At 74.7% G+C, this 20,486-nt stretch carries 11 protein-coding genes; 4 read left to right on the plus strand and 7 right to left on the minus strand.

Annotated elements, in window-relative coordinates; all coding sequences use genetic code 11:
• Positions 1 to 4 precede the first annotated feature (4 nt).
• From ACH34Q_RS08630 to ACH34Q_RS08645, 4 genes are all read right to left on the minus strand, one after another.
• Complete coding sequence (locus tag ACH34Q_RS08630; RefSeq protein WP_395982257.1) at positions 5 to 370, minus strand: acyl carrier protein; 366 nt, start codon at positions 368 to 370, stop codon at positions 5 to 7.
• Positions 371 to 375: 5 nt separating this feature from the next.
• On the minus strand, positions 376 to 4,758 hold the full coding sequence (locus tag ACH34Q_RS08635) for a type I polyketide synthase (RefSeq protein WP_395982258.1): 4,383 nt from the start codon (positions 4,756 to 4,758) through the stop codon (positions 376 to 378).
• On the minus strand, positions 4,755 to 12,020 hold the full coding sequence (locus ACH34Q_RS08640; protein ID WP_395982259.1) for an SDR family NAD(P)-dependent oxidoreductase: 7,266 nt from the start codon (positions 12,018 to 12,020) through the stop codon (positions 4,755 to 4,757). Before ACH34Q_RS08640 ends, ACH34Q_RS08635 begins: the two co-directional genes overlap by 4 nt.
• A gap of 291 nt (positions 12,021 to 12,311) precedes the next feature.
• Complete coding sequence (locus ACH34Q_RS08645; RefSeq protein WP_395982260.1) at positions 12,312 to 13,406, minus strand: alpha/beta fold hydrolase; 1,095 nt, start codon at positions 13,404 to 13,406, stop codon at positions 12,312 to 12,314.
• A 337-nt stretch (positions 13,407 to 13,743) separates the two neighbouring features.
• Here ACH34Q_RS08645 and ACH34Q_RS08650 point away from each other — a divergent pair, with 337 nt between their 5' ends.
• The 3 genes from ACH34Q_RS08650 (at position 13,744) to ACH34Q_RS08660 (ending at position 17,052) form a co-directional block, all read left to right on the plus strand.
• Positions 13,744 to 15,501 carry a RelA/SpoT family protein gene (locus ACH34Q_RS08650; protein WP_395982261.1) on the plus strand — a complete coding sequence of 586 codons (1,758 nt, stop codon included), beginning with the start codon at positions 13,744 to 13,746 and terminating at the stop codon, positions 15,499 to 15,501.
• 238 nt (positions 15,502 to 15,739) lie between these two features.
• Positions 15,740 to 16,198, plus strand: a complete 459-nt coding sequence (locus ACH34Q_RS08655) for a universal stress protein (protein ID WP_395982262.1) — start codon at positions 15,740 to 15,742, stop codon at positions 16,196 to 16,198.
• A 41-nt stretch (positions 16,199 to 16,239) separates the two neighbouring features.
• Positions 16,240 to 17,052 (plus strand): hypothetical protein, encoded by an 813-nt coding sequence (locus ACH34Q_RS08660; protein ID WP_395982263.1) that lies wholly within the window; start codon positions 16,240 to 16,242, stop codon positions 17,050 to 17,052.
• Between the two features lie 10 nt (positions 17,053 to 17,062).
• Here the strand turns inward: ACH34Q_RS08660 and ACH34Q_RS08665 are convergent, their stop codons facing one another.
• A complete protein-coding gene (locus ACH34Q_RS08665) occupies positions 17,063 to 17,698 on the minus strand; it encodes a hypothetical protein (protein ID WP_395982264.1) in 636 nt (211 codons plus the stop codon).
• Between the two features lie 162 nt (positions 17,699 to 17,860).
• Between ACH34Q_RS08665 and ACH34Q_RS08670 the strand changes: the two genes are divergently transcribed.
• Positions 17,861 to 18,232, plus strand: coding sequence for a DUF2203 domain-containing protein (locus tag ACH34Q_RS08670; protein ID WP_395982265.1), 372 nt, complete (start codon positions 17,861 to 17,863; stop codon positions 18,230 to 18,232).
• Between the two features lie 56 nt (positions 18,233 to 18,288).
• On the opposite strand, the gene glnII is transcribed toward ACH34Q_RS08670, so the two are convergent.
• Both glnII and ACH34Q_RS08680 read right to left on the minus strand, forming a co-directional pair.
• The gene (glnII, locus tag ACH34Q_RS08675) at positions 18,289 to 19,302 is read right to left on the minus strand and encodes a glutamine synthetase (RefSeq protein WP_395982266.1); all 1,014 of its coding nucleotides are present in this window, start codon (positions 19,300 to 19,302) and stop codon (positions 18,289 to 18,291) included.
• A 181-nt stretch (positions 19,303 to 19,483) separates the two neighbouring features.
• Positions 19,484 to 20,365 (minus strand): endonuclease, encoded by an 882-nt coding sequence (locus tag ACH34Q_RS08680; protein WP_395982267.1) that lies wholly within the window; start codon positions 20,363 to 20,365, stop codon positions 19,484 to 19,486.
• Positions 20,366 to 20,486 lie beyond the last annotated feature (121 nt).

Below are 20,486 nucleotides of genomic sequence, written 5' to 3' on the forward strand. Positions count from 1 at the left end.
CGGATCAGACCCCGGCGGGCTGCTGCCGGGCCCCTGGCCGGGAGCCGGACCGGGAACCGGATCCGCCCGTCCGGCCGGGCCCGTCCGCCCTCGCGATGTGGCGCACCAGGTCGCCGACCGTCATCCGCATGATCTGCTCCAGGTCCATTCCGGCGACCAGCGCGGCCAGGTCGGCCCGGTCGCCGTAGCGGTCCTCGAGCCGCTCGGCCAGCGCGACGAACTCGATGCTCTCCAGCGCCAGGTCGTCGTTCAGCGTGGTCTCCGGGCCCACCGCCGTCTCCAGCAGGAAGTCGTCGCCGACCACCTCGACCAGCATCTGGACGACCTCCGCCTGGATCTCCCCGCAGAGGACCTCGTCCGCGCGTGTCATTCTCGCTACTCCCCCGTCTCTGTGTTCTGTCTCGTCTGCCTCGTACGTGACGTGACCGTCCAGGCCACGATGTGCCCGTCCAGCAGGCGCGTCTCCACGGCCGTGGCCGCGCCCGCCCGGCGCCCGGCGGCGTCGGCGGCGCGCAGCCGCGCCCGCGCGACGGCGTCCTCGTCGCCGGTGTCCCGCACCGCTTCGATCGCGATCCCCGCCGGGCCCGGGGCGGGACGTACGGCCGCGACGCCCAGTTCGGCCGTGGACGCGACCGCCACCACCGGGGCCGTCTCGAACGGGCCGGTCACCTCCGGCCGCCCCGTGCCGTCCGGTGCCGTGCCGTCCGGTGCCGTGTCGTCCGCTTCTGTGCCGTCTGGTGCCGTGCCGTCCGGTGCGGGGCCGTCCCGTACGGTCAGCTCGGCCGGGAACAGCGGCCCGTGGCCCTGCTCCCACAGCCAGTGCCGTACGGCGTCCTTCACCGCGATCCGGCCCAGCAGCCACGGTCCGCGCTCCCGGGGCGGCAGCGCGTGGTAATCGGCGCGCTCGGCCGTGCCGAGGTACTGCCGCATCAGCAGGTCGCGGGCGGACGAGCCGTCCCAGTGCCGGCGGACCAGGCTCCAGCCCTCCGGCTGCGGCTCGGCGACCCCCGACAGCTCGGGCGTGAACTTCATCCGCCACGTCGCCTCGTCGGTGTAGAAGCGGCGGGTCGTCCAGCCCTCCACGCGGCCCCACAGGCCACCGCCGCCGCTCGCCCGGACGAGTTCGGCGTCGTACTTGACGGTGGTCTCCGACACCGAGCGGTTCCAGACGGTGATGTCGACGCGCTCCCCGGCGGGCGGCTGCGGTCCGTACAGCGAGATCCGGCCGATGCCGACAGGGAAGACGATCTGGTCCTTCTCGCCGTACACCTGGATCCAGTGCCCGCACAGCTGTCCGGCGCTGTCCAGCAGAGCGCCTGGCGCGGGCAGCGACGCCAGCACGCCGCGCATCCCGTCGCGGGCCATCGAGGAGATCTCGGCGACGCCCTGGAAGAGCGGGCCGTGGAACATCCAGCGCTCGGCGTACAGCTGCCGCGCCGTCACCGGCGGCGGGCCCTCGGCCTCCAGCGCCGTGCGGTCGTCCAGGGCCCGCAGCGGTACGGCCGGGTAGCGCTCGGCCAGCAGGACGGTCCCGTCCACATGGCCCTGGACGGCCACCTTCACCCGGCGCGGCCCGCCGTTCCAGTCGACCAGGCGGGCCCGGATGTCGGCCGTGGTCGGCGGGCAGGCCACCACCCACCGCATCGCCCGTACGTCCTCGAACCCGATGACGACCAGCTCGGGCAGCAGCTCGCGCGCCGTCTCGGCCATCACTTCGAGCAGGGTCGTCAGCGGCACCACCGGGAACCGGTCGGCCGTGTCGAGCCATCCCGGCGGCTGCTGGATGACGCAGTGGTCCGCCAGGTACGGCATGGCGTCCAGCGAGAACGTGCGGGACGTGGTCAGCGACGTCGCCTCGGGCTCGGCGGCGGGATCGATGTCGAAGTCCGGATCGGCGACGCCGCCGGTGTCCAGGGCCTCCACCACGCTCTGCGCGCTGGCGGTGGCCTCCCGCAGCAGCGCGTCCAGCTCGGCCATGACGGGGTCGCGGGTGGGCAGCTCCGGCCAGGCGTCGGTGTCGCCGAGACCGTCGAACTCGCTCGACAGGGCCAGCGGCGGCACCGTCCCGGCCAGCCGGACCAGCGGCGTGCCCAGATCGAGGCGCATCCCGGTCGGCTCGCCAAGGGTGGCCGGGGACGGCGGCGCCCCGTACCCCTCGGCCCACAGCGCGGCCACGACGCGGCGCAGCTGCTCCATGCCGTCCCGCTTGGGGACGTTCACCGCCAGCGCCAGATGGTCGCGCTCGCCCAGCCGGTCGCCGACGAACCCGGTCAGGCTGCCCGGCCCGACCTGGACGAACGCGCGGACGCCCGTCCCGTGCAGCTCCTCGATCAGCTCGCTGAACCGCACCGGCTCCAGCAGATGCCGGACGATCAGCTCCCGCACCTGGCCTGGATCGGCCGGGAACGGGGCGACGGTCGTGGCCGACCAGACCGGCACGGCCGGCTCGCCGATCGGCAGCGCCTCGAACGAGCGGCGCGCGTGCTCCAGGTAGATCTCGGCCATCGGGGTGTGGAACCCCGACCGCAGCGGCAGTTCCTGGCCCAGCACGCCCTCGGCGGCGAGCCGTCCCAGCACCTCGCGGACGGCGTCCGGCGGGCCGCAGATCACCGACTGGTGCGGGCAGTTGTCGTGGCTGACGACGACGTCCGACCGGGACCCGAGGACCTCCAGGGCGCGGTGCGCGCCGCAGCCGAGCGCCGCGTACACCGCCTCGGGCACCGGGAGCGGCTCGCGGTCGAGTGCGGCCGTGAACGCCGCGACCGCCTCCGGCGGATACATCCCGGCCACGATCATCGCGGTCCACTCGCCGAGGCTGTGCCCGGCGACCGCGTCCGGCTCGATGCCCAGCCGGGCCAGCGCGGCGGCCAGCAGCCGGCCGACCGCGATGACGTCGGCGGCGTGGCCGAGCGGATCGGTCCGGCCGGTCAGCGGCGGGGGCTCCAGCCCGAAGTGCCGGGCGACGTCGTCGACGCGCGGCTCGAAGGCGGGCTCGAAGCCCGGGAACAGGAACGCCGTCCGCCCGCCCCCGGCGAGCAGCGGCCGGGGCGTGAACCAGATGTCGCTGCGGCCCCGCCACGGCGTGCCCCTGGCGACGACCGCGCGGGCCAGATCGAGCTTGTGGGACGTGGGTTCGACGATCGCGACCCGGCAGGGCAGGCCCGGATCCGGGTCGCCGCGCGTCAGCAGTTCCTCGTCCGGGACCGCGAGCAGGTCGCCCAGGGCGTCCGGGGAGGAGGCCGCGAGGCGCAGGACGGGCTCGTCCCGCCGCACGGACCGTCCCGTGAACGTGGCGCGCCGTGTCCGGGCAGGTGCGGGCGAGGGCGGCTCCTCCAGGACGACATGGGCGTTGACGCCGCCGAACCCGAAGGCGTTCACGACCGCGCGGCGCGGCACGCCGCCCGCCGGGGGCTCCCACTCCGCGGTCTCCCGTACGGGGCGCAGCCGGGTCCCGGCGAGCGCCGCGTGCGGTTCGTCGATGTGCAGGGTCGGCGGCAGGACCGCGTCGCGCAGCGCGCAGGACGCCTTGATGAGCCCGGCGATCCCGGCCGCGGGCATCGCGTGCCCGATCATCGACTTGACCGTGCCGAGCCACAGCGGCGGCGCGCCGCCGGGCGGGTCCGTCCCGAAGACGCGGCGCAGCGTCGCCAGCTCGGCCTCGTCGCCGGCGGGCGTCGCCGTCCCGTGCGCCTCGACCAGGCCGGCGGCGCCCGGCTCGGACGGATCGAGCCCGGCGTCCCGCCAGGCCCGCTCGACCGCCAGCACCTGGCCGTCCACCAGCGGGCTCATGGTCCCGCCGGCCCGGCCGTCGCTGGACGAGCCGACGCCGCGGATCACCGCGTGCACCCGGTCGCCGTCCCGCAGCGCGTCGGCCAGGCGCTTGAGCAGCACGACGCCGGTGCCCTCCGACAGGAGCGTGCCGTCGGCCGCCCGGTCGAACGGGCGGATCCGCTCGGTGCGGCTCAGCGCCCGCAGCTGGCTGAACACGCTCCACACGGTCACGTGGTGCGCGTGATGCACCGCGCCCGCCAGCATCGCGTCGCACTGCCCGCCGCGCAGCGCCCGTACGGCGTGCTCCACCGCCACCAGCGACGACGCGCACGCCGCGTCCACCGTGTAGGCGGGGCCGCGCAGGTCGAAGCGGTTGGCGATCCGGGACGCGGTGAAGCTCGGGACGAGCCCGACCGGATCCTCCAGGCGCCCGAGCCGGGACCGGAACGCCGCGCCGATCTCGGCCAGCCGGTCGGCGCCCAGCTCCGGGATCAGCTCGGCGAGCACGCCGGTGAGCTGGTGCGGGGCGCTCACCCGCTGGTCGAAGCGCGCCACACCGGGGGTGAGGTAGCCGCCGCGGCCGATGACCACGCCGATCCGCTCCCGGTCCGGCAGCCGCTCCTCGCCGCCCGCGTCCGCGATCGCCTCGGCGGCGGTCCGCAGCGCCAGCAGCTGGTCGGGCTCCATCCCCGGTACGGCGGACGGCATGATCCCGAACCGGGCCGGGTCGAACGTCGCCAGATCGTCGATGAACCCGCCCCGCCGGCAGTAGAACCGGTCGCTCTCGGGCGGCCGGTCGTAGGCCTCCGGGTCGTAGTAGACGCCGGGATCCCAGCGGTCGGCCGGGACGTCGGCGATCGCGTCCACGCCGTCGCGGATGTTGCGCCAGAACGCGTCCGCCGTACCGGCGCCGGGGAACACCGCCCCGATCCCGACGATCGCGACGGCGTCACTGTCCCCGTTGCCGCTGTCCCCGTCGCCGCTCATGGGGTCCCCGTGAAGACGACCTGGAGCTCGTCGCCGTACGCGATCTCGCGCAGCAGCGCCGCCACTCCCTCGTCCGGATCGATCAGCGGTACGCCGCGCCGGGCGTACTCGCGGGCCAGCTCGGGCGTCACCATCCCGCCGCCTCCGGCCCACGGCCCCCAGTCCGCGACCAGCACCCGGCCGCGCAGCGTCGTACGCCACGCGTGCGCGAGGGTGTCGCAGGCGTCGTTGGCGGCGGCGTAGTCGGCCTGGCCCCGGTTGCCGTGGACGCCCGAGACACTGCCGAACACCACGAAGAATCCGACGTCGGGGCGTACGGCGGCGGCCAGCGCGCGCGCCCCGTCCACCTTGGTCCGGTAGACCCGGCCGAACGAGACGGGGTCCTTGTCGCGGACGAGGCGGTCGTCCACGATCCCGGCACCGTGGAACACGCCGTCCAGGCGGCCGTGCCGCGCGTAGACGTCCTCGACCACGGCGCGGACGGCCTGCGCGTCCCGTACGTCCACCGCGTGGTAGCGGACGGAGGCGGCGTGCTCGCGCAGCGCGTCCAGGGTGCCGCCGACCTCGCGCTCGGCGAGGATCCGGCGGATCAGCGCCTCGATCTCCACCGGCGTGCGGACGCCGCCCCGCGCGACCAGCGCGCGCCGCAGCTCCGCCTCGTCCCGCGCCGCCGCGAGGGCGGGATCGGGGTCCGGATCGGGGTCGGGCGGTGGCGTACGGCCGATCAGCTCGATATGGCAGCCGGTACGGCGGGCCAGCTCCAGCGCCACGCGGGCGGTGATGCCGCGCGCGCCGCCGGTGAGCAGGACGACGCCGTCCCCGTCCAGGCCGAGGGTGGGCGGCTCGTCCTCGCCTGCGGGCATCTCGGCGGGGATCACCGTGAGCGTGTGCCGGGACGCGCCGTCGAGGCCGACCTCCACCGGCGCGCCCGTGTCGGCCATCTCGGCGAGGATCCGCAGGGCGACGGCTCGCGGGGTGTCCTTGGTGTCGACGTCCAGCGCGCGGACCATGACGCGCGGGTACTCCAGCGCCAGCGTCCTGGCCAGGCCGCGCAGCCCCGCGCCCGGGGTCGGGTCGCCGGCGCCGCTGCCGTCGTACCCGCGCCCGAACCTCCCGCTCGAACCGCTGGCGAGCAGCAGCCACCGCAGGCCGCCGCCGGCCAGCGCGTCACGGATCCCGCCGTACGCGCCGGGCAGCACGGGCCCGCCGCCGGGACGGAGCGCGGCCAGGTGGACGAGGCCGTCGCAGGGGCCGTCGGGCTCGGGCGGCGTCCGTACCTCCGCTCCCTGGCGTTCGAGCAGGTCGGCCAGTTCGAGCGCGATGCCGCCGCCGTCATCGACGATCACGAAGCTGCGGCCGGCGAACCGGCCGGGATCGAGCTCCGCGTCCAGGTCGGGAAGGGGCACCGTCGCCACCAGCTGCCGCAGCAGCCCCGGGCGCCGGCCGCCGATCCCGAGATGCTCGCCCAGCCAGCCGACGAGCTCCCCGATGGTCTTGATCCGGGCGAGCCGCTCGACGACCCGCTCGTCCAGGCGGGTGCCCGCCGGGGCCAGCCCGACCCGTTCGGCCAGCGCGCCGATGATCTCGGTGCGCTTGATGGAGTCGATCGACAGATCGCCCTCCAGGTCCAGCTCGGCGGCCAGCATCGCCTCCGGGTAGCCGGTACGGGACGCGATCACGCCGAGCACCGCCGCCCTGACCTGGTCCTCGTCCAAGACCTGGGGCTCCGGTACGGGTCCGGCCGCGGGCTCGCGCGGCGGCCCGATCGAGGCGCTCACGACCTCGCCCGGCAGCGCGCGGCGCGGCCCGGGGACCGGGAACGGTGGTACGGCCTCCGGCGCCGAATCCGGTATCGCGTGCCGCTCGCCCGCATCCGAGCCCGCGCCGAGGTAGTCGAGCACCACGTCGCGCTGGGCGGCGATGATCTCGCGGCCCGCGCGCAGGAACTCCACGACCGTCCCTTCGGCGGCGGCGTTCGCCGCCCGGCGCGGCGGCCGGGCCGGTGCGGGGACGCCCTCGCCGCTCCGCCGGATCCCGGGCGGGCTCGGCGGCGCGATCCGCTCGGCGGGACGGAGCCCGTTCGGCAGATGGACGCCGTCGGCCGTACGGACGAGGTGGCCGTTGACGATCCAGCCGGGGGCGGGCGGCGCGCCGCCGTCGGAGACGATCCGCGCGTCCCGTCCGGCGAACAGGCGCGGCGCGTCCACCGGGACGCCCGCCACGGCCAGCTCGGCCAGGGTGAGGAGGAGCCGCTCCAGGCCCGCCTCGCCGGGCGCGTCGACGGCGACGGCGGTGTGCGGCCGGTCGCCGAGGATCGCCCCCGTCAGCTGCGTCAGAACGCGTCCCGGCCCGGCCTCCACGAACACCCGCGCGCCCGCCTGGTACATCGCCTCGATCTGCTCGGCGAACCGGACCGGCGCCGCGACCTGGCCCGCGAGCGTCCGGCGCAGCTCCACCGGGTCGGTGCCGTACGGGGCGGCCGCGGAGTTGGACCACACCGGGTACGCGGGCGGCCGTACGGGGCGCGCGTCCAGCTCGGCGCGCAGCGCGGCGGACGCGCCCGCGACCAGCGGGCTGTGGAACGCGCACGCGACCGGCAGCCGCCGGGTCGCGATCCCGTGCTCGCCCAGGATCTCCAGGGCCTCCGCCATGCCCGCCGTGGAACCGGAGATCACCACCTGGCGGGGCGCGTTGTGGTTGGCGATCACGACTCCGGCGACATCGGCCAGCGTGGCCCGCACGTCCTCGATGCGCGCCGTGACCGCCGCCATCTCACCCACGTCGCCCTGCTCACCACCGCCCTGCTCACCACCACCGGGCTCACCACCACCGGGCTCAGTGGCGGCGGCCAGGATCGCCTCGGCGCGGGCGGCGCTCAGGCCGATCAGGTCCTCCTCACCGAAGGCACCGGCGGGCACAGCTACGACGAGTTCGCCGTAGCTGTGCCCGCCGGCGAGGTCCGGCCGTACGCCAAGGTCGGCGAGCAGCCGGTGCACGGCCAGCCCGGCGATGCCGAGGGCCGGCTGGGCGGCGCGCGTGTCGGTGAGGGCCAGGCGCTGCCGCTCCGACTCCTCCGGCGTGAACGCGACGGGCGGGAACATCGCGTCCGCGTAGCCCCCGCCGCCCAGCCGCAGCAGGCGCTGCAGGCGCGGGAACGCCACGAAGAGGTCGGCGAGCATGTCCGGCCGCTGGCTGCCCTGGCCCGGGTAGAGGAACGCGACCTGCCCGCCGAGCCCTTCCTCCGCGACGAACACGCCGGGCACCGTACGGAACTCGCGGGCGTCGGCCAGCTTGGCGGCCAGGTCGTCGAGATCGGACGCCACCAGCGCGACCTGGACGGTGCCGTGCCCGTCGCCCGCCACCGTGCGGGCGAGGTCGCGCAGCCGCGGCCTCGGCTCCTGGGAGCCCGCCGTGAGCAGCTCGCCGAGCCGGTCCAGCTCCGCCCGGGCCTCAGCGCGCCCGGCCCCGCGGATCAGGAACAGCTCGGCGGGCCACTCGGCGACCCCGGAGACCGGCTCTGGAGCACCGTCGTACCCGGCCAGCACCGCGTGGAAGTTGGCGCCGCCGAACCCGAACGCGCTGAGCCCCGCGTACCGCTCCCCAGGCGCGGCCGCCCAGGGGCGTGCCGTACGGCCGAACTGGAACGGGCTGGTGGCCGCGTCGAAGGCCTGGTTGGGCCGCTCCAGATGCAGGGTGCCGGGCCGGACGCCGGTGTGCAGCGCGTACGCCGTCTTGATGAGCCCCGCCAGCCCGGCGGCGCACTTGGTGTGCCCGATCTGCGACTTCACCGAGCCCAGCGCCGTACCGCCCGGCCGCGCGCCCGCCGCCTCGAACGTCTCGGTCAGCGTGGCCAGCTCCGTACGGTCGCCGACCTCGGTACCGGTGCCGTGCGCCTCGACCAGGCCCACCTGGGCCGGGGAGACGCCGGCCCGCCGGTACGCCCGGTCCAGCGCGCGGCGCTGCCCCTCGGCGCGCGGCGCGGTGACGCCGAGCGAGCGGCCGTCGCTGGACCCGGCGACCGACTTGACGACCGCGTAGATCCGGTCGCCGTCGCGCTCGGCGTCGGCCAGCCGCTTGAGCACCACGCAGCCGACGCCCTCGCCCAGCGCGATCCCGTCGGAGGAGGCGTCGAACGTGGCGCACCGGCCGCGCGGCGACAGCGCGTGCACCGCCGAGAAGAGCAGGTAGTCGTAGATGCCGTTGTGCAGGTCGGCGCCACCGCACAGGACCATGTCGCTGGCGCCCGACACCAGCTCCTTGCAGGCGGAGTCGAGCGCGGCCAGCGACGCGGCGCAGGCGGCGTCGACGGTGTAGTTGGCACCGCCCAGGTCCAGCCGGTTGGCGATCCGCCCGGCGATCACGTTGGTGAGCACGCCGGGGCAGGAGTCCTCGGTCAGCCTCGGCAGCTGCTCGTCCAGGCCGGGCGGCACCTCGCCGTAGTACATCGGCAGCAGCGCGCGGGTCCCGTACGCGGTACCGAGGTCGGTGCCCGCCTCCGCGCCGAAGAACACCGACGTACGCGACCGGTCGAACGGGCGCTCGTCGTACCCGGCGTCCTTCAGTGCCCGCGCGGCGACCTCGAGGCTGAGCAGCTGCACCGGCTCGACGCCCGCCAGCGACTGGGGCGGGATGCCGTACGCGAGCGCGTCGAACGCCACGTCCGGCAGGAACCCGCCCCACTTGGACGGGGTCCGCTCGCCCGCGCCGTCCCCGACGGCCGCCGGGTCGAAGTAGAGGTCGGGGTCCCAGCGCTCGCGCGGGACCTCGGTGATCGCGTCCACGCCGCCGACGACGTTGGCCCAGAACGACGGCGCGTCGGGGGCCTGCGGGAACACGCAGCCGATCCCGACGATCGCGATGTCCATCGGCCCCGCCGCGTCCTCCGGTGTGCCGGCCGCGTCCCCGGCGGCGTCGGCGGGCGTGATCAGGCCCAGCTTGGCCGCCCGGGTGGCCAGGAAGAACGTGGCGCCGGTGCTGACCTGCTCGTGCAGGCCGGTGATGCTGGTGGTGGCCGAACGCAGCGCCGCCACCTGGCCCAGCATGTACATGCCCTCGCGGCGCTGCTCGTCCGCGTCGACCGGGACCAGGCCGTTCAGGTCGGCCGAGCCGGTCGAGCCGGCCGGGCCGGACCCGCCGGGCAGCGGATCGATGTCGGCGTCGCGGCGCAGGCCCTTGCTGGCCACCCGCAGCCGGCCGAGGTTGATCTCCTCCAGCAGCCGCCACATCTCCTCGCGCGGCGTCCCGGCCTCCTCCAGGCGGCGCCGCTCCGCCTCGAACGCCTCGACGTACGGGGTGCGCGCGCACCGGGTGGCGTGCCCCGGCGAGGTCTCCAGCAGCGCGGTCCCGTCGCAGTCGACGGCGGCGCGCTGGAACTCCGGCATGATCGCCCCGGCCGCGACCGCCTCGTACGTGAACAGGTACGCGGTGCCCATCAGGACGCGGATCTCCGCGCCCCGCTCGGCCAGCGGCCCGGCCAGCGCGGCCACCATCGCCGCCGAGCGCTCGTCATGGATCCCGCCCGCGAACATCACCGAAAGCTCGGCGGCGTCGCCGTCCTCGCAGAAGCCGAGGAGGCGTTCGACCTGGGCCTCCCACAGCGGGAAGCTGCCGCGCGGGCCGACATGACCGCCGCACTCCATGCCCTCGAACACGAACTTGCGGGCGCCCTCGGCGAGGAAGCGGTCCAGCAGGCCGGGCGAGGGGACGTGCAGGTACGTGCTGATCCCGGCGGCCTCCAGCGGCTCGGCCTGGGCGGGACGGCCGCCCGCGATCAGCGCGTACGGGGGCCGGGCCGCGCGGACGGCCTCCAGCTGCGCCGCGCGCAGTTCCGGCGGCGCGAAGCCGAGGATCCCCACGCCCCACGGCCGGTCCGCGAGCCGCCCGGCGGTCTCCGCTAGCAGCTCGCGCGCCTCCTCGCCGTTCATCAGCGCCAGCGCCAGGAACGGCAGCCCGCCGTCCTGCGCGATCGCCTCGGCGAACACCGCCCGGTCGCTGACCCGCGTCATCGGGCCCTGGACGACCGGGTACGCGCGGCTGATCGCGGCGCCCGGCGGGAGGTCCCTCGGGGCCAGCGGCTCGGACCGGACGGCGGCGCGGATGTGCGCGGCGATCTGGTCGCGGATCGCCCGGACCACGCCGCCCGCCGTCTTGTGGCGGCGGGCCAGCGGCCCGGCGAGCGCGCCGTCCTGCCCCATCGCGATCGGCCGGTCCCGCAGGCCGCCCCCGGCGCCGAGCGCGGCGTTGATCCCGGCGAGGTCCAGTCCCTCCAGATCGAACGGGGGCAGGTCGGGCCGCGCGTACACGCGGTGGTCCCGGACGACGCGGGTCTCGCCGCCGTCCATCGCGGCCAGCGCGGCGGCGACACCGGCGGGTGGGTCCATCTCCCGGACCAGCGCGAGCTGGGAGTCGAGCACGACGCCCGCAGCGCCACCCGCCACCGCGGCGGCGGCGGTGTGCGGGCCGATCCCGCCGGCGGCCCAGATCGGCACGCCGACCCTGGCGTCCCCGAGCAGCCGCTGGAGCAGCACAAACGTGGTCAGATCGCCGACCCGGCCGGCGCCCTCCCGGCCGCGCGCGATGATCCCGTGCAGGCAGCCGCCGGCCGTGCCGCCGAACCTGCGGACGGCCCCGGCCGCCTCCTCGGGATCGACGACCTCGATCAGCAGCCGGCGGCCCCGGGCGAACGCCTCGGCGTCGATCAGCCCGTCCGCCGGTGCCTCGTCGTCCTCCGGTGCGGGCGGTCCAGACTCGGGCGCTTCCGGACGGGCGGGTGCGGTGTCGGCCGCAGGCTTCTTGGGGGGCGGGATGACGCGGACGGAGGGCATGACCCGTACCGTCCAGTCCCCGTCCTCAGGCTCCTCGTCCGGGACGGGCTCGGCCACGGCGCGCTCCGGCACCGCACGCTCCGGCACGGGCGGGGCTTCCGGGACGGGCGCGGTACGGGGCGTGGGCTCGGGTGCGAGCGCGGCGGCGTCGATCACGACCGTGTCGACGGCGTCCGGAAGGTCGCGGGGCCGTACACCGCAGCCCGCCGGTATCCGGACCGCGAACGGCCCCGGCCACCAGCGGCGCGCGTCGGCCAGCGCCGCGAGGGCGGCCGCCCGGTCCGTTCCGAGATCCAGGACGCCGAGCCCGCCGGCCCGTGCCACCGCCACCACCAGATGCGGAGCGGGCCGCCCGAACGGGCAGATTCCGATGATCTGGGGCACCGGGCGATCGCCCGCAGGGCCGCCTGCGCCGCCCGAACCCATCCCAGCCGTCATGCGCTGCCCCCTGACCGCCTGGCTGCTACAACGCTGGGCCACACTACGTTCGGCGATCGGGTCGTCACTCAGGCGACACACCAGGGACGGGGCCGATTACGGGGACCGAAAAGCATCCCTGGGGCTTCCCTTGACCCTGGGGCTTCGATGACACGGCCTGGGGATTCGATGACACGGCCTGGGGATTCGATGACACGGTGCGGACCCGGGTGACCGACGATCACCCGGGTCCGCATCCCGAAATGTCCCTGCGGGCGCGCGCGTCGCCGCCGGGGGCCGGGAAACCAGGGGTCAGATGGCGGCGGGACGGCGGCGGTGCGCCCGGAGCCCGTGCCGGACGATGCCCTCGTCCAGCCACCGGTCGAGATGCGCCCACGTGGTCGTCCGCGCCGCCGACCCGGTCAGCACGCCCACGTGCCCGCCGGGCGCGACCTCGAAGCGCACCTCGGGGGCGTTGGGCAGCAGCCGGGTCAGCGGGCGCACCGCGCTCGCGGGCGCCAGCCGGTCGTCACGTCCCGCGATGGCCAGAACCGGTACCCGTACCCCGTCCAGGCCGATCCGCCGGCCGTCCACCTCCAGCTCGCCGCCGGCCTCTCCCGTCTCGCGCAGAAAGGCCGAGCGAAGCCCTTCCGAGCGGCGGCCGGAAGAGGCCATCATCGCGTTCGCGAAATGATCCAGCGCCTCGATCTGGGCCAGGAAATCGGCGTCGTCAAGGTGAGTCAACATTTGGTAAGGACGCAGCAGGTATTTCTCGACGCCGAGCAGCCCGCGGGCCGTATCGGACGAGGGAACCGCAAGGCCGCCGAACAGCGCGCCCGCGACCGCCGCCTCCAGGCTCCCGGCCGGCCGGGCGGCCGGCCACCGCGGCGCGGACCCCGGCACGGATCCCGGTACGGGCACCGAGGCCGGGTCGGCGGGTGCCGCGACCAGCACGACCGAGGCGACCGGCGGCGGCGGATCGGCGGCCGCGGCCAGCAGTGCCAGGATCCCGCCGAGCGACCAGCCGACCAGCTGCACCGGCTGGCCCCCGGCGTCCCGGCTGACCGCGCCGATCGCCTCCGGCAGCCCCGCCCCGGCCCCCTCATCGCCGTCCGGCCGCTGGTCGAGCAGGTAGCTGCGACGTCCCGCGTTCACCAGATGCTCGGCCAGGCTGCACCCCCGGCGCAGGTCGTAGCAGCGCACCGGCGCGGCCGGCGGCGGTACGAACAGCACCGGCGGGCCCGCCGCGATCAGCTCGCGCGGGCCCCGGTAGCGGTGCACCGACCGGCCGGGCCCCTCCTCGATCACCTCCATCGGCGTCGGGCGCAGGTCGGCCACCTGGCCGTGCACCAGCTTGCGGGCGACGTTGGACGCGGCGGCGCGCAGGCTCCGGGGGGACGGCATCATCCGAGGATCCAGCTCCGTTCGATGGGCCCCGAGGAAATTGGATCAATCACCTTGCGGGGGGCGGTGACCCGATCGTTCATGCTCGCTTCCCGCATTCTTACACCGCGCACGGCAGGGCCGATATCGCGGGCCTGTGAAGGCAATGTTCATTCGGCTTGACAGGGCGGCTCCGGCGCTCTGGAATGGGACCGGAAAAGCGACCGGCCGGTCAGCCGGGACGGCGTCCGGCCGGGTGCGGCCCGCCCCGCCCCCTCGCGTCGCCCGGCGACATCGCGCATAATGTCGGTCACAGCCCGTAGCGAGCACGCGCGGGACACGCCGCCAGGCGGGGTAGGCGATGACGATTCTCGATCCGGCGGGCTCCGCGCCCGGCCCGTCCAAGGCCGGTCGCCCGGCCAAGCCCGGCCGCCCCCTGTACGGGGCCCAGCACCGGCGTTCCGCACGGGCGGGCGGGGTCATGCCCGCCGTGGCGCCGCTGGTGGCCGCCCACCACGCCGCCTACCCCGCGGCCGACGAGGGCGAGCTGCTGCGCGGCTACGAGGTCGCCGAGCGGCTGCACCGGGGCCAGCTGCGCAAGTCCGGTGCCCCCTACATCACCCATCCGCTCGCGGTGGCGCTGATCCTGGCCGGGATGGGGATGGACACCACCACGCTCGTCGCGGCGCTGCTGCACGACACCGTCGAGGACACCCCGTACACCCTCGGCGAGGTGCGGGCCGACTTCGGCGAGCAGGTCGCGGTGCTGGTCGACGGGGTCACCAAGCTCGACGGCGAGCGCTGGGGCGAGCGGGCCGAGGCCGAGACGCTGCGCAAGATCGTGCTGGCCGCCGCGGCCGATCTGCGGGTCCTGGTGATCAAGCTGGCGGACCGGCTGCACAACCTGCGCACGCTGGGCTTCCGGCCGGCGCACAAGCGGGCCGGGTACGCCAAGGCCTCACAGGAGCTGCTGATCCCGTTCGCCGAGCGGCTCGGCATCCACATGCTCAAGCGGGAGATGGACGATCTGGCCTTCGCCGCCCGCGACCCCGAGGGCCACGCGGCCACCGCCCGCGCGGTGACGGCCGCGCTGCGCGGCGCCGGGCCCGCGTTCGGTGCCGCGCTGGGCCTGCTGCGCGCCTCGCTGGCCGCGCACCGGGTCCCCGCCCGCGTGTCCATCCGGCCCCGCCACCTGTACGCGGTCCACCAGGAGCGCGAGGGCCAGCTCGCGGGGCTGCGGCCGTGCGACGCCGCCCGCCTGCTGCTCCTGGTCGACGGCGACGACCAGGACTGCTACATCGCGCTCGGCGCCGTCCACGCGGCGCTGCACCCGATCGCGGGCCGGGTCAAGGACTTCATCGCGCTGCCCAAGTTCAACATGTACCGGTCGCTGCACACCCGGGTGATCAGCCCCGACGGCGACCTGCTCGACGTCATCATCCGCAGCCAGGCGATGCATCCGGTGGCCGAGTACGGCATCGTCGCCCACATCCGCGAGGCCGGCACCGGCGCGGCCGCCGCGGGCGCCGTGGCGGGCCGGCGCGACCTGGTGTGGCTGAGCCGGCTGCTGGCCTGGGAGTCCGACGCCCCGTCCGCCGCGTTCCTCGACAGCCTGCGCGCCGACCTGGCCGCCGGCGACCTCGCGGTGTTCACGCCGTCCGGGGAGGTCGTGGCGCTTCCGGCCGGCGCCACCGCGCTCGACCTCGCCTACGCGCTCGGTTCCGAGACCGGCGACCTGTGCATCGGCGCGCTGGTCAACGGCCGGCTGGCGGCCCTGTCGGCCGAGCTGCGCAGCGGCAACGTGGTCGAGATCCTCACCGAGCCGGGCGGCGCCCCGTCCGAGGACTGGCTGGACTTCGCGGTGACCGCCCGCGCCCGGGTGCACATCCAGCGGTCGCTGGCCCGCCGCCGCGCCGAGGAGGCCGCCGCCGGCGGGCGCCGCCGCCTCGTCCGGGCGCTGGCCGGCCGCCGGATCGACCTGCTCGCCGCCGAGGCCCGCGGTGACTCGCTGGCGGTCGCCCGCGACCTCGGCTACGGCGAGGTCGACGAGATGTACGCGGCGCTGTCGGCCGGCTCGCTGGCCCTGGACGATCTCCTCGCGCGGTTCGCCCGCGCCTAACCGTCTGTGTTCATAAGACCCGGCCCACAGTGCTCGCCTGGCGGCTCGCACCGTGACCGTGCCTTGTGCGAGCGCGGCATCGCTTCGCGATCTGGCCGGTGAGGCTCACCTCCGGCATTACCTCGCCGGCCAGGTAGCGCGCTCGCGCGGTGGCTGAGGCCACTTTGAGACAAGCCCTGGCTCCCCCGCGCCCGGTGCGCGGGGAAGGCCGTCGCTAGGCTGGCGGCGAGGTGATCGGATGAGCGAGGAGCGGTCCTTCGAGATCAGGACCGACGGCCCGAGGATGATCGTGGCCGGGGTGGACGGGTCCGACACCTCGATGCGCGCCGGCGCGTACGCCTGGGGCCTGGCCCGCCGCAACGACGCCCGGCTGCTGCTGGTGCACGTCTCCCCGATCTCCTCGCTGTCCAGCCTCACCCCGGGCGGTGCCGCGATCATGCGGGAGGCCGCCGAGGAGACCGCGAGGGAGCTGCGCGCGGAGGTCGACCGGGCGATCAGCCGGGGCCGGCCCGCCGTCCGGTACGAGTTCGTGGTCGAGCAGGGCGACGCGGCCACGATGCTGGCCCGCGTCGCCGACCGGGTCCGCGCCGACGTCGTGGTCGTCGGCGCGTCCGCGCAGGCCGGGCACCGCCTGATCGGCTCGGTGGCGGTACGCCTGGTACGCGCCGGGCACTGGCCCGTGACCGTCGTACCGTGACGCCTCCGGTTCCACCGCACGCAATGGGGAAGGGCACCGCCATGGACGAACCCTGCCTGACCGAGGTGAGCTGGAACGGGAGCGCCCTGCGGATCCGCGGCCGCTGCACCACCGCCGCCGGCGAGCCGTCGATCCTGCTCCGCGAGCGGGACGGCGAGCGGCGCTTCAGCGTCCCCGCCCGCGCACCGGCCGGCGGGCAGGCGTTCGAGGCGGAGGTCGACACCGCCACGGCGGCGAGCGGCGACCCCCTGCCCACGGGCCTGTGGGACGTGGAGCTGGCGGCCGGCGACGGTACGCGGCGGCCGCTCGGGCCGTCCCGCGACCCCGGCCTCGACCTCGTACCGCAGCGCCGGTTCCGGCCCGACGACACCACGGTGACCGCGTACTTCAGCCTGGACGGGCCGCTGGCGATCGACGTCGGCGGCGAGTCGCATCCCGGCCGCGCCATCCAGGCCGACGAGCTGGCCTGGAACGGGCACGACCAGGAGCTGACGATCACCGGCCACCTGTCGCTGGACGCCCTGAGCAGCCCGATCTCGGCGACGCTCACGCTCCGCGAGCGCCGCTCGCAGCGGGTCTTCGAGGTCATCGCGGCGCTGCAGGACGCGCCCGGGCGGCTCGGCTACACCGCCGCCGTCCCGATGACCCGCGCGTTCATCGACGATCCGCTGCCGCGCGGGGCCTGGGAGGCCTACCTCATCCTCGGATTCTCCGGCATGCACCGGGAACTGCGGGTCCTGGCACCGGACCGGCCGCTGGAGCTGCGCGTACGGCGGCGGCTGATCCCGGTGCGGATCGCGTCCACCCGCGCCCCCGAGCCGCTCACGATCATCGTGGGCAAGGCGCGAGCTTAGGGGACTCTCGTCACCGCCGCCGGCGCCGGTTACGTGGCTGCCGGGGCCGTCTGGGGTGCATGCAGGCCGGCGCGACCGCCGCCAGCAGGCCGACGAGGGCCGTACCGCCCGTCAGGTGGAGCGCGGACGTCGTCAGGGCGGCGGCGGCCGGGACCCGCAGCGTCAGCGGCAGCAGCGTCGCCAGGGCCACCGCCATGCCGCCGACCCACACAAACGCCCGTACGGGCCGTTCGGCGACCCCGATCAGCAGATGCAGCAGCGCCGTGGCCTGCAGCGCCCCCACGATGGCGCAGAGCCCGTAGGCGAGTGCGGCGGCGTCCGTGCCGACCCCGCTCCCGATGAACACGGGCATCGGGACGCCCAGGACACCCCGGATCAGCCCCACACCCGCGAACATCAGCGCGGCCACGATCGTCGCCGCGCCCAGCCCGCACAGCCACAGCCGCCGGGCGTGCACGCCCGGCCGCGCCGAGATCTCCTCGTGCAGCCGGACGAACTCCTCGTACTGTGCCATCGGCGCCACCGCGTGACCGCGCAGCGATGCCCGGCACCGGAACGATCGCTCCAGCGGCCGGCGTCCCGATCCCCGCCCGTTGCCCCGCCGGCGCGGATCGTGGAAGAACGACTCGAACGGCGTCTCCCCCATGCTCAGTGTGCTACCCGGTCCCGTTGGGGGGACTCCACGCCGGTTCAGATGTTTGTGGACTTTTTGTCACGCTAGGGCGAAGTCCGCGCTCCCGCCGGTTCCGCCGCGTACGCCAGCCCTGGGTAACGTGGCGGGATCGGCCCACGACCCCCGGGAGTGACCATGGAGACCACGGAACGCGAGTTCACCGTGGCGGAGGCGCGCGCGCTGATCCCCGAGGTGCGGGACCGGGCGGCGGAGATCGTACGGCGGCGCGCCGACCTCGCCGAACTGACCCTCGACCTGCGCGTGCGCGGCGTGTCCGAGCGGGGCGGGATCCCGGAGGTGAAGGCGTCCGAGGCCCGGCTGGACGAGGAGATCGCCTGGTTCACCGCCCAGGGCATCGAGGTGAAGAGCCTGGCCCCGTTCCTGGTCGACTTCCCGGCGACCCTGGACGGCCGCTCGGTCCGGCTGTGCTGGCTGGAGGGCGACACCGAGCTCGGCTGGTACCACCGGACCGATCTCGGCTTCGCCGGCCGCCGCCCGCTGCCCTAGGCAAAGCGAAGGGGACCCCGGGAGCGTCCCGGGGTCCCCTTCGCTTTGCCGTATGACTAGACCTGGCCGGCCTTCTCCAGCGCCTCGCAGCAGGTACCCGAGATCAGGCGGGCCACCACGTACGGGTCGACGTTGGCGTTCGGACGGCGGTCCTCGATGTAGCCCTTCTTGTCCACCTCGACCTGCCACGGGATGCGCACCGAGGCGCCGCGGTCGGAGACGCCGTAGCTGAACTCGCTCCACGGGGCGGTCTCGTGCATCCCGGTCAGCCGGCGCTCGATGTCGGCGCCGTACCCGGTCACGTGGTCCTGCGCCTTGACGGCGAGGGCCTCGCACGCGGTGATGATGGCGTCGTAGCCCTCGCGCATGGCCTTGGTGGAGAAGTTGGTGTGCGCGCCGGCGCCGTTCCAGTCGCCCTCGACCGGCTTGGGGTCGAGCGTGGCCGAGACGTCGAAGTCCTCGGCGATGCGGTAGAGCAGCCAGCGGGCGACCCACATGTGGTCACCGACCTCGAGCGACTCCGCCGGGCCGATCTGGAACTCCCACTGGCCGGGCATGACCTCGGCGTTGATGCCGGACAGCTTCAGCCCGGCGTCCAGGCAGGCGTCCATGTGCCGTTCCACGATCTCGCGGCCGAACACCTCGTCGGCGCCCACACCGCAGTAGTAGAACCCCTGCGGGGCCGGGAAGCCGCGCTCGGGGAAGCCCAGCGGACGGCCGTCCTTGAAGAAGGTGTACTCCTGCTCGATGCCGTACCAGGACTCCTGCGCGGCGTACTTCTCCGCGATCGGGCGCAGCTGCGCCCGGGTGTTGGTCGGGTGCGGCGTGCCGTCGACCAGGAAGACCTCGCACAGCACCAGCTTGTGGTCGCCGCCGCGGATCGGGTCGGGGCAGCTGAAGACCGGCTTGAGCACGCAGTCCGACTTGTCACCCGGCGCCTGGTTGGTGCTGGAGCCGTCGAAACCCCAGTCCGGCAGCTCGGCGCCGTCGGCAAGGATCCTGGTCTTGGAACGGAGCCGGGCGGTGGGCTCGGTGCCGTCGATCCAGATGTACTCGGCCTTGTAGCTCAACGTCGGGTCCCTTCGTCAGGTTTCGGCCTTGACGAGGTTGACAACCGGCCATTTCGGACCTGTTGCCCGTATGTGAACGCCGTGTTAATTGCCCGCTGAGCTGCCCGAACGCCACTGAGACCCTGGTCACATCCACCGAATTACGGCCTCCGGCAAGATCACTCTACACCGACCGGCGATCTCAGGCCCCGTTCAGCGTCCAGGCCAGCGTCGCCGCTATCGGGTAGTGGTCCGAGAGCATCTCGTCGCCGTCGGTACGGAACCGCGCGTTCTCGTTGGCGTACTCGACCAGCCGCAGCCCGACCCGCGCGCTGCCCCGGAACAGGATCTTGTCGACGACCTCGCACGCATCGGTCACATCGGCGTCATCGCACACCAGCGCCGGATCGCCCGCCGCCGGCGGCGTCCCGCCCCGTACATCCGCCACCCAGGCGTCGGTGAAGGCGCCCGTGTTCACCAGCTCCCGGATGTTGTCCTCGGCCCGCGTATAGCGCGTATTGGTGTCGCCCATCACGATCACCGCGTTCCCGGGTGAATTCTGCGAGATGTACCCCGAGATCTGGCTGATGTTGTCCCGCCGCGCCGCGAGGTCCGCACTGGTCGTCCCCGCATTGGCGTGCAGGTTGTACAGATCGACGAACACGCCCTCCGCAAGTTCGATCCGCTTGAACGTGAACCCCTTGGGCGTGAAGCAGTCGAACCCGTTGCACCGGTTCCACTTCACCCGCCTCAGATCGCTGTACGGATGATCGGACATCGTGTTGAGCCCGCTCCCGAACAGCACCCCGCCGCTCGTCGGCGTCCGGTACGGATGGCGGTCGGTGCTGTAGAGGTCCGCGTGGTAATTGAAGTCCTCCTGCACATTGACCACGTCGTAGGCGTTGACCCGTTCGCCGATCGGCTTGGTGTTCCGCTCCGGATCCCCACCCGAGATCACCCCCGGCAACCCCGCCACGTTGTACGTCAGAAGGGACAGACTCCCCCCAGCCTCCGCCCGAGCCACCCCGGGAACCACCAGAGCACCCGCCGTCACCGCCGCCGCGACCACCAGGGAGATCCGCATGATCGTCCTTCCGCCTTCCGATGGATGATCTCCCTGCCAATCTCCATCGCCGGCCGCACCCGGTAAAGACCTCGAGCCGCGAAAATACGAACGTTCTTCACGTCCTTGCGGCGCGGGAATC

It is taken from the genome of Actinomadura sp. 9N407 (assembly GCF_044326315.1).
Classification (GTDB): Bacteria; Actinomycetota; Actinomycetes; order Streptosporangiales; family Streptosporangiaceae; genus Spirillospora.

Bases quoted from the DNA above. Each gene is read 5' to 3' on its own strand.
- ACH34Q_RS08680 (WP_395982267.1), bottom strand. From the start codon at position 20,365: ATGCGGATCTCCCTGGTGGTCGCGGCGGCGGTGACGGCGGGTGCTCTG.
- ACH34Q_RS08630 (WP_395982257.1), bottom strand. From the start codon at position 370: ATGACACGCGCGGACGAGGTCCTCTGCGGGGAGATCCAGGCGGAGGTC.
- ACH34Q_RS08655 (WP_395982262.1), top strand. From the start codon at position 15,740: ATGAGCGAGGAGCGGTCCTTCGAGATCAGGACCGACGGCCCGAGGATG.
- ACH34Q_RS08635 (WP_395982258.1), bottom strand. From the start codon at position 4,758: ATGAGCGGCGACGGGGACAGCGGCAACGGGGACAGTGACGCCGTCGCG.
- ACH34Q_RS08645 (WP_395982260.1), bottom strand. From the start codon at position 13,406: ATGATGCCGTCCCCCCGGAGCCTGCGCGCCGCCGCGTCCAACGTCGCC.
- ACH34Q_RS08660 (WP_395982263.1), top strand. From the start codon at position 16,240: ATGGACGAACCCTGCCTGACCGAGGTGAGCTGGAACGGGAGCGCCCTG.
- ACH34Q_RS08640 (WP_395982259.1), bottom strand. From the start codon at position 12,020: ATGACGGCTGGGATGGGTTCGGGCGGCGCAGGCGGCCCTGCGGGCGAT.
- ACH34Q_RS08650 (WP_395982261.1), top strand. From the start codon at position 13,744: ATGACGATTCTCGATCCGGCGGGCTCCGCGCCCGGCCCGTCCAAGGCC.
- ACH34Q_RS08670 (WP_395982265.1), top strand. From the start codon at position 17,861: ATGGAGACCACGGAACGCGAGTTCACCGTGGCGGAGGCGCGCGCGCTG.
- ACH34Q_RS08665 (WP_395982264.1), bottom strand. From the start codon at position 17,698: ATGGGGGAGACGCCGTTCGAGTCGTTCTTCCACGATCCGCGCCGGCGG.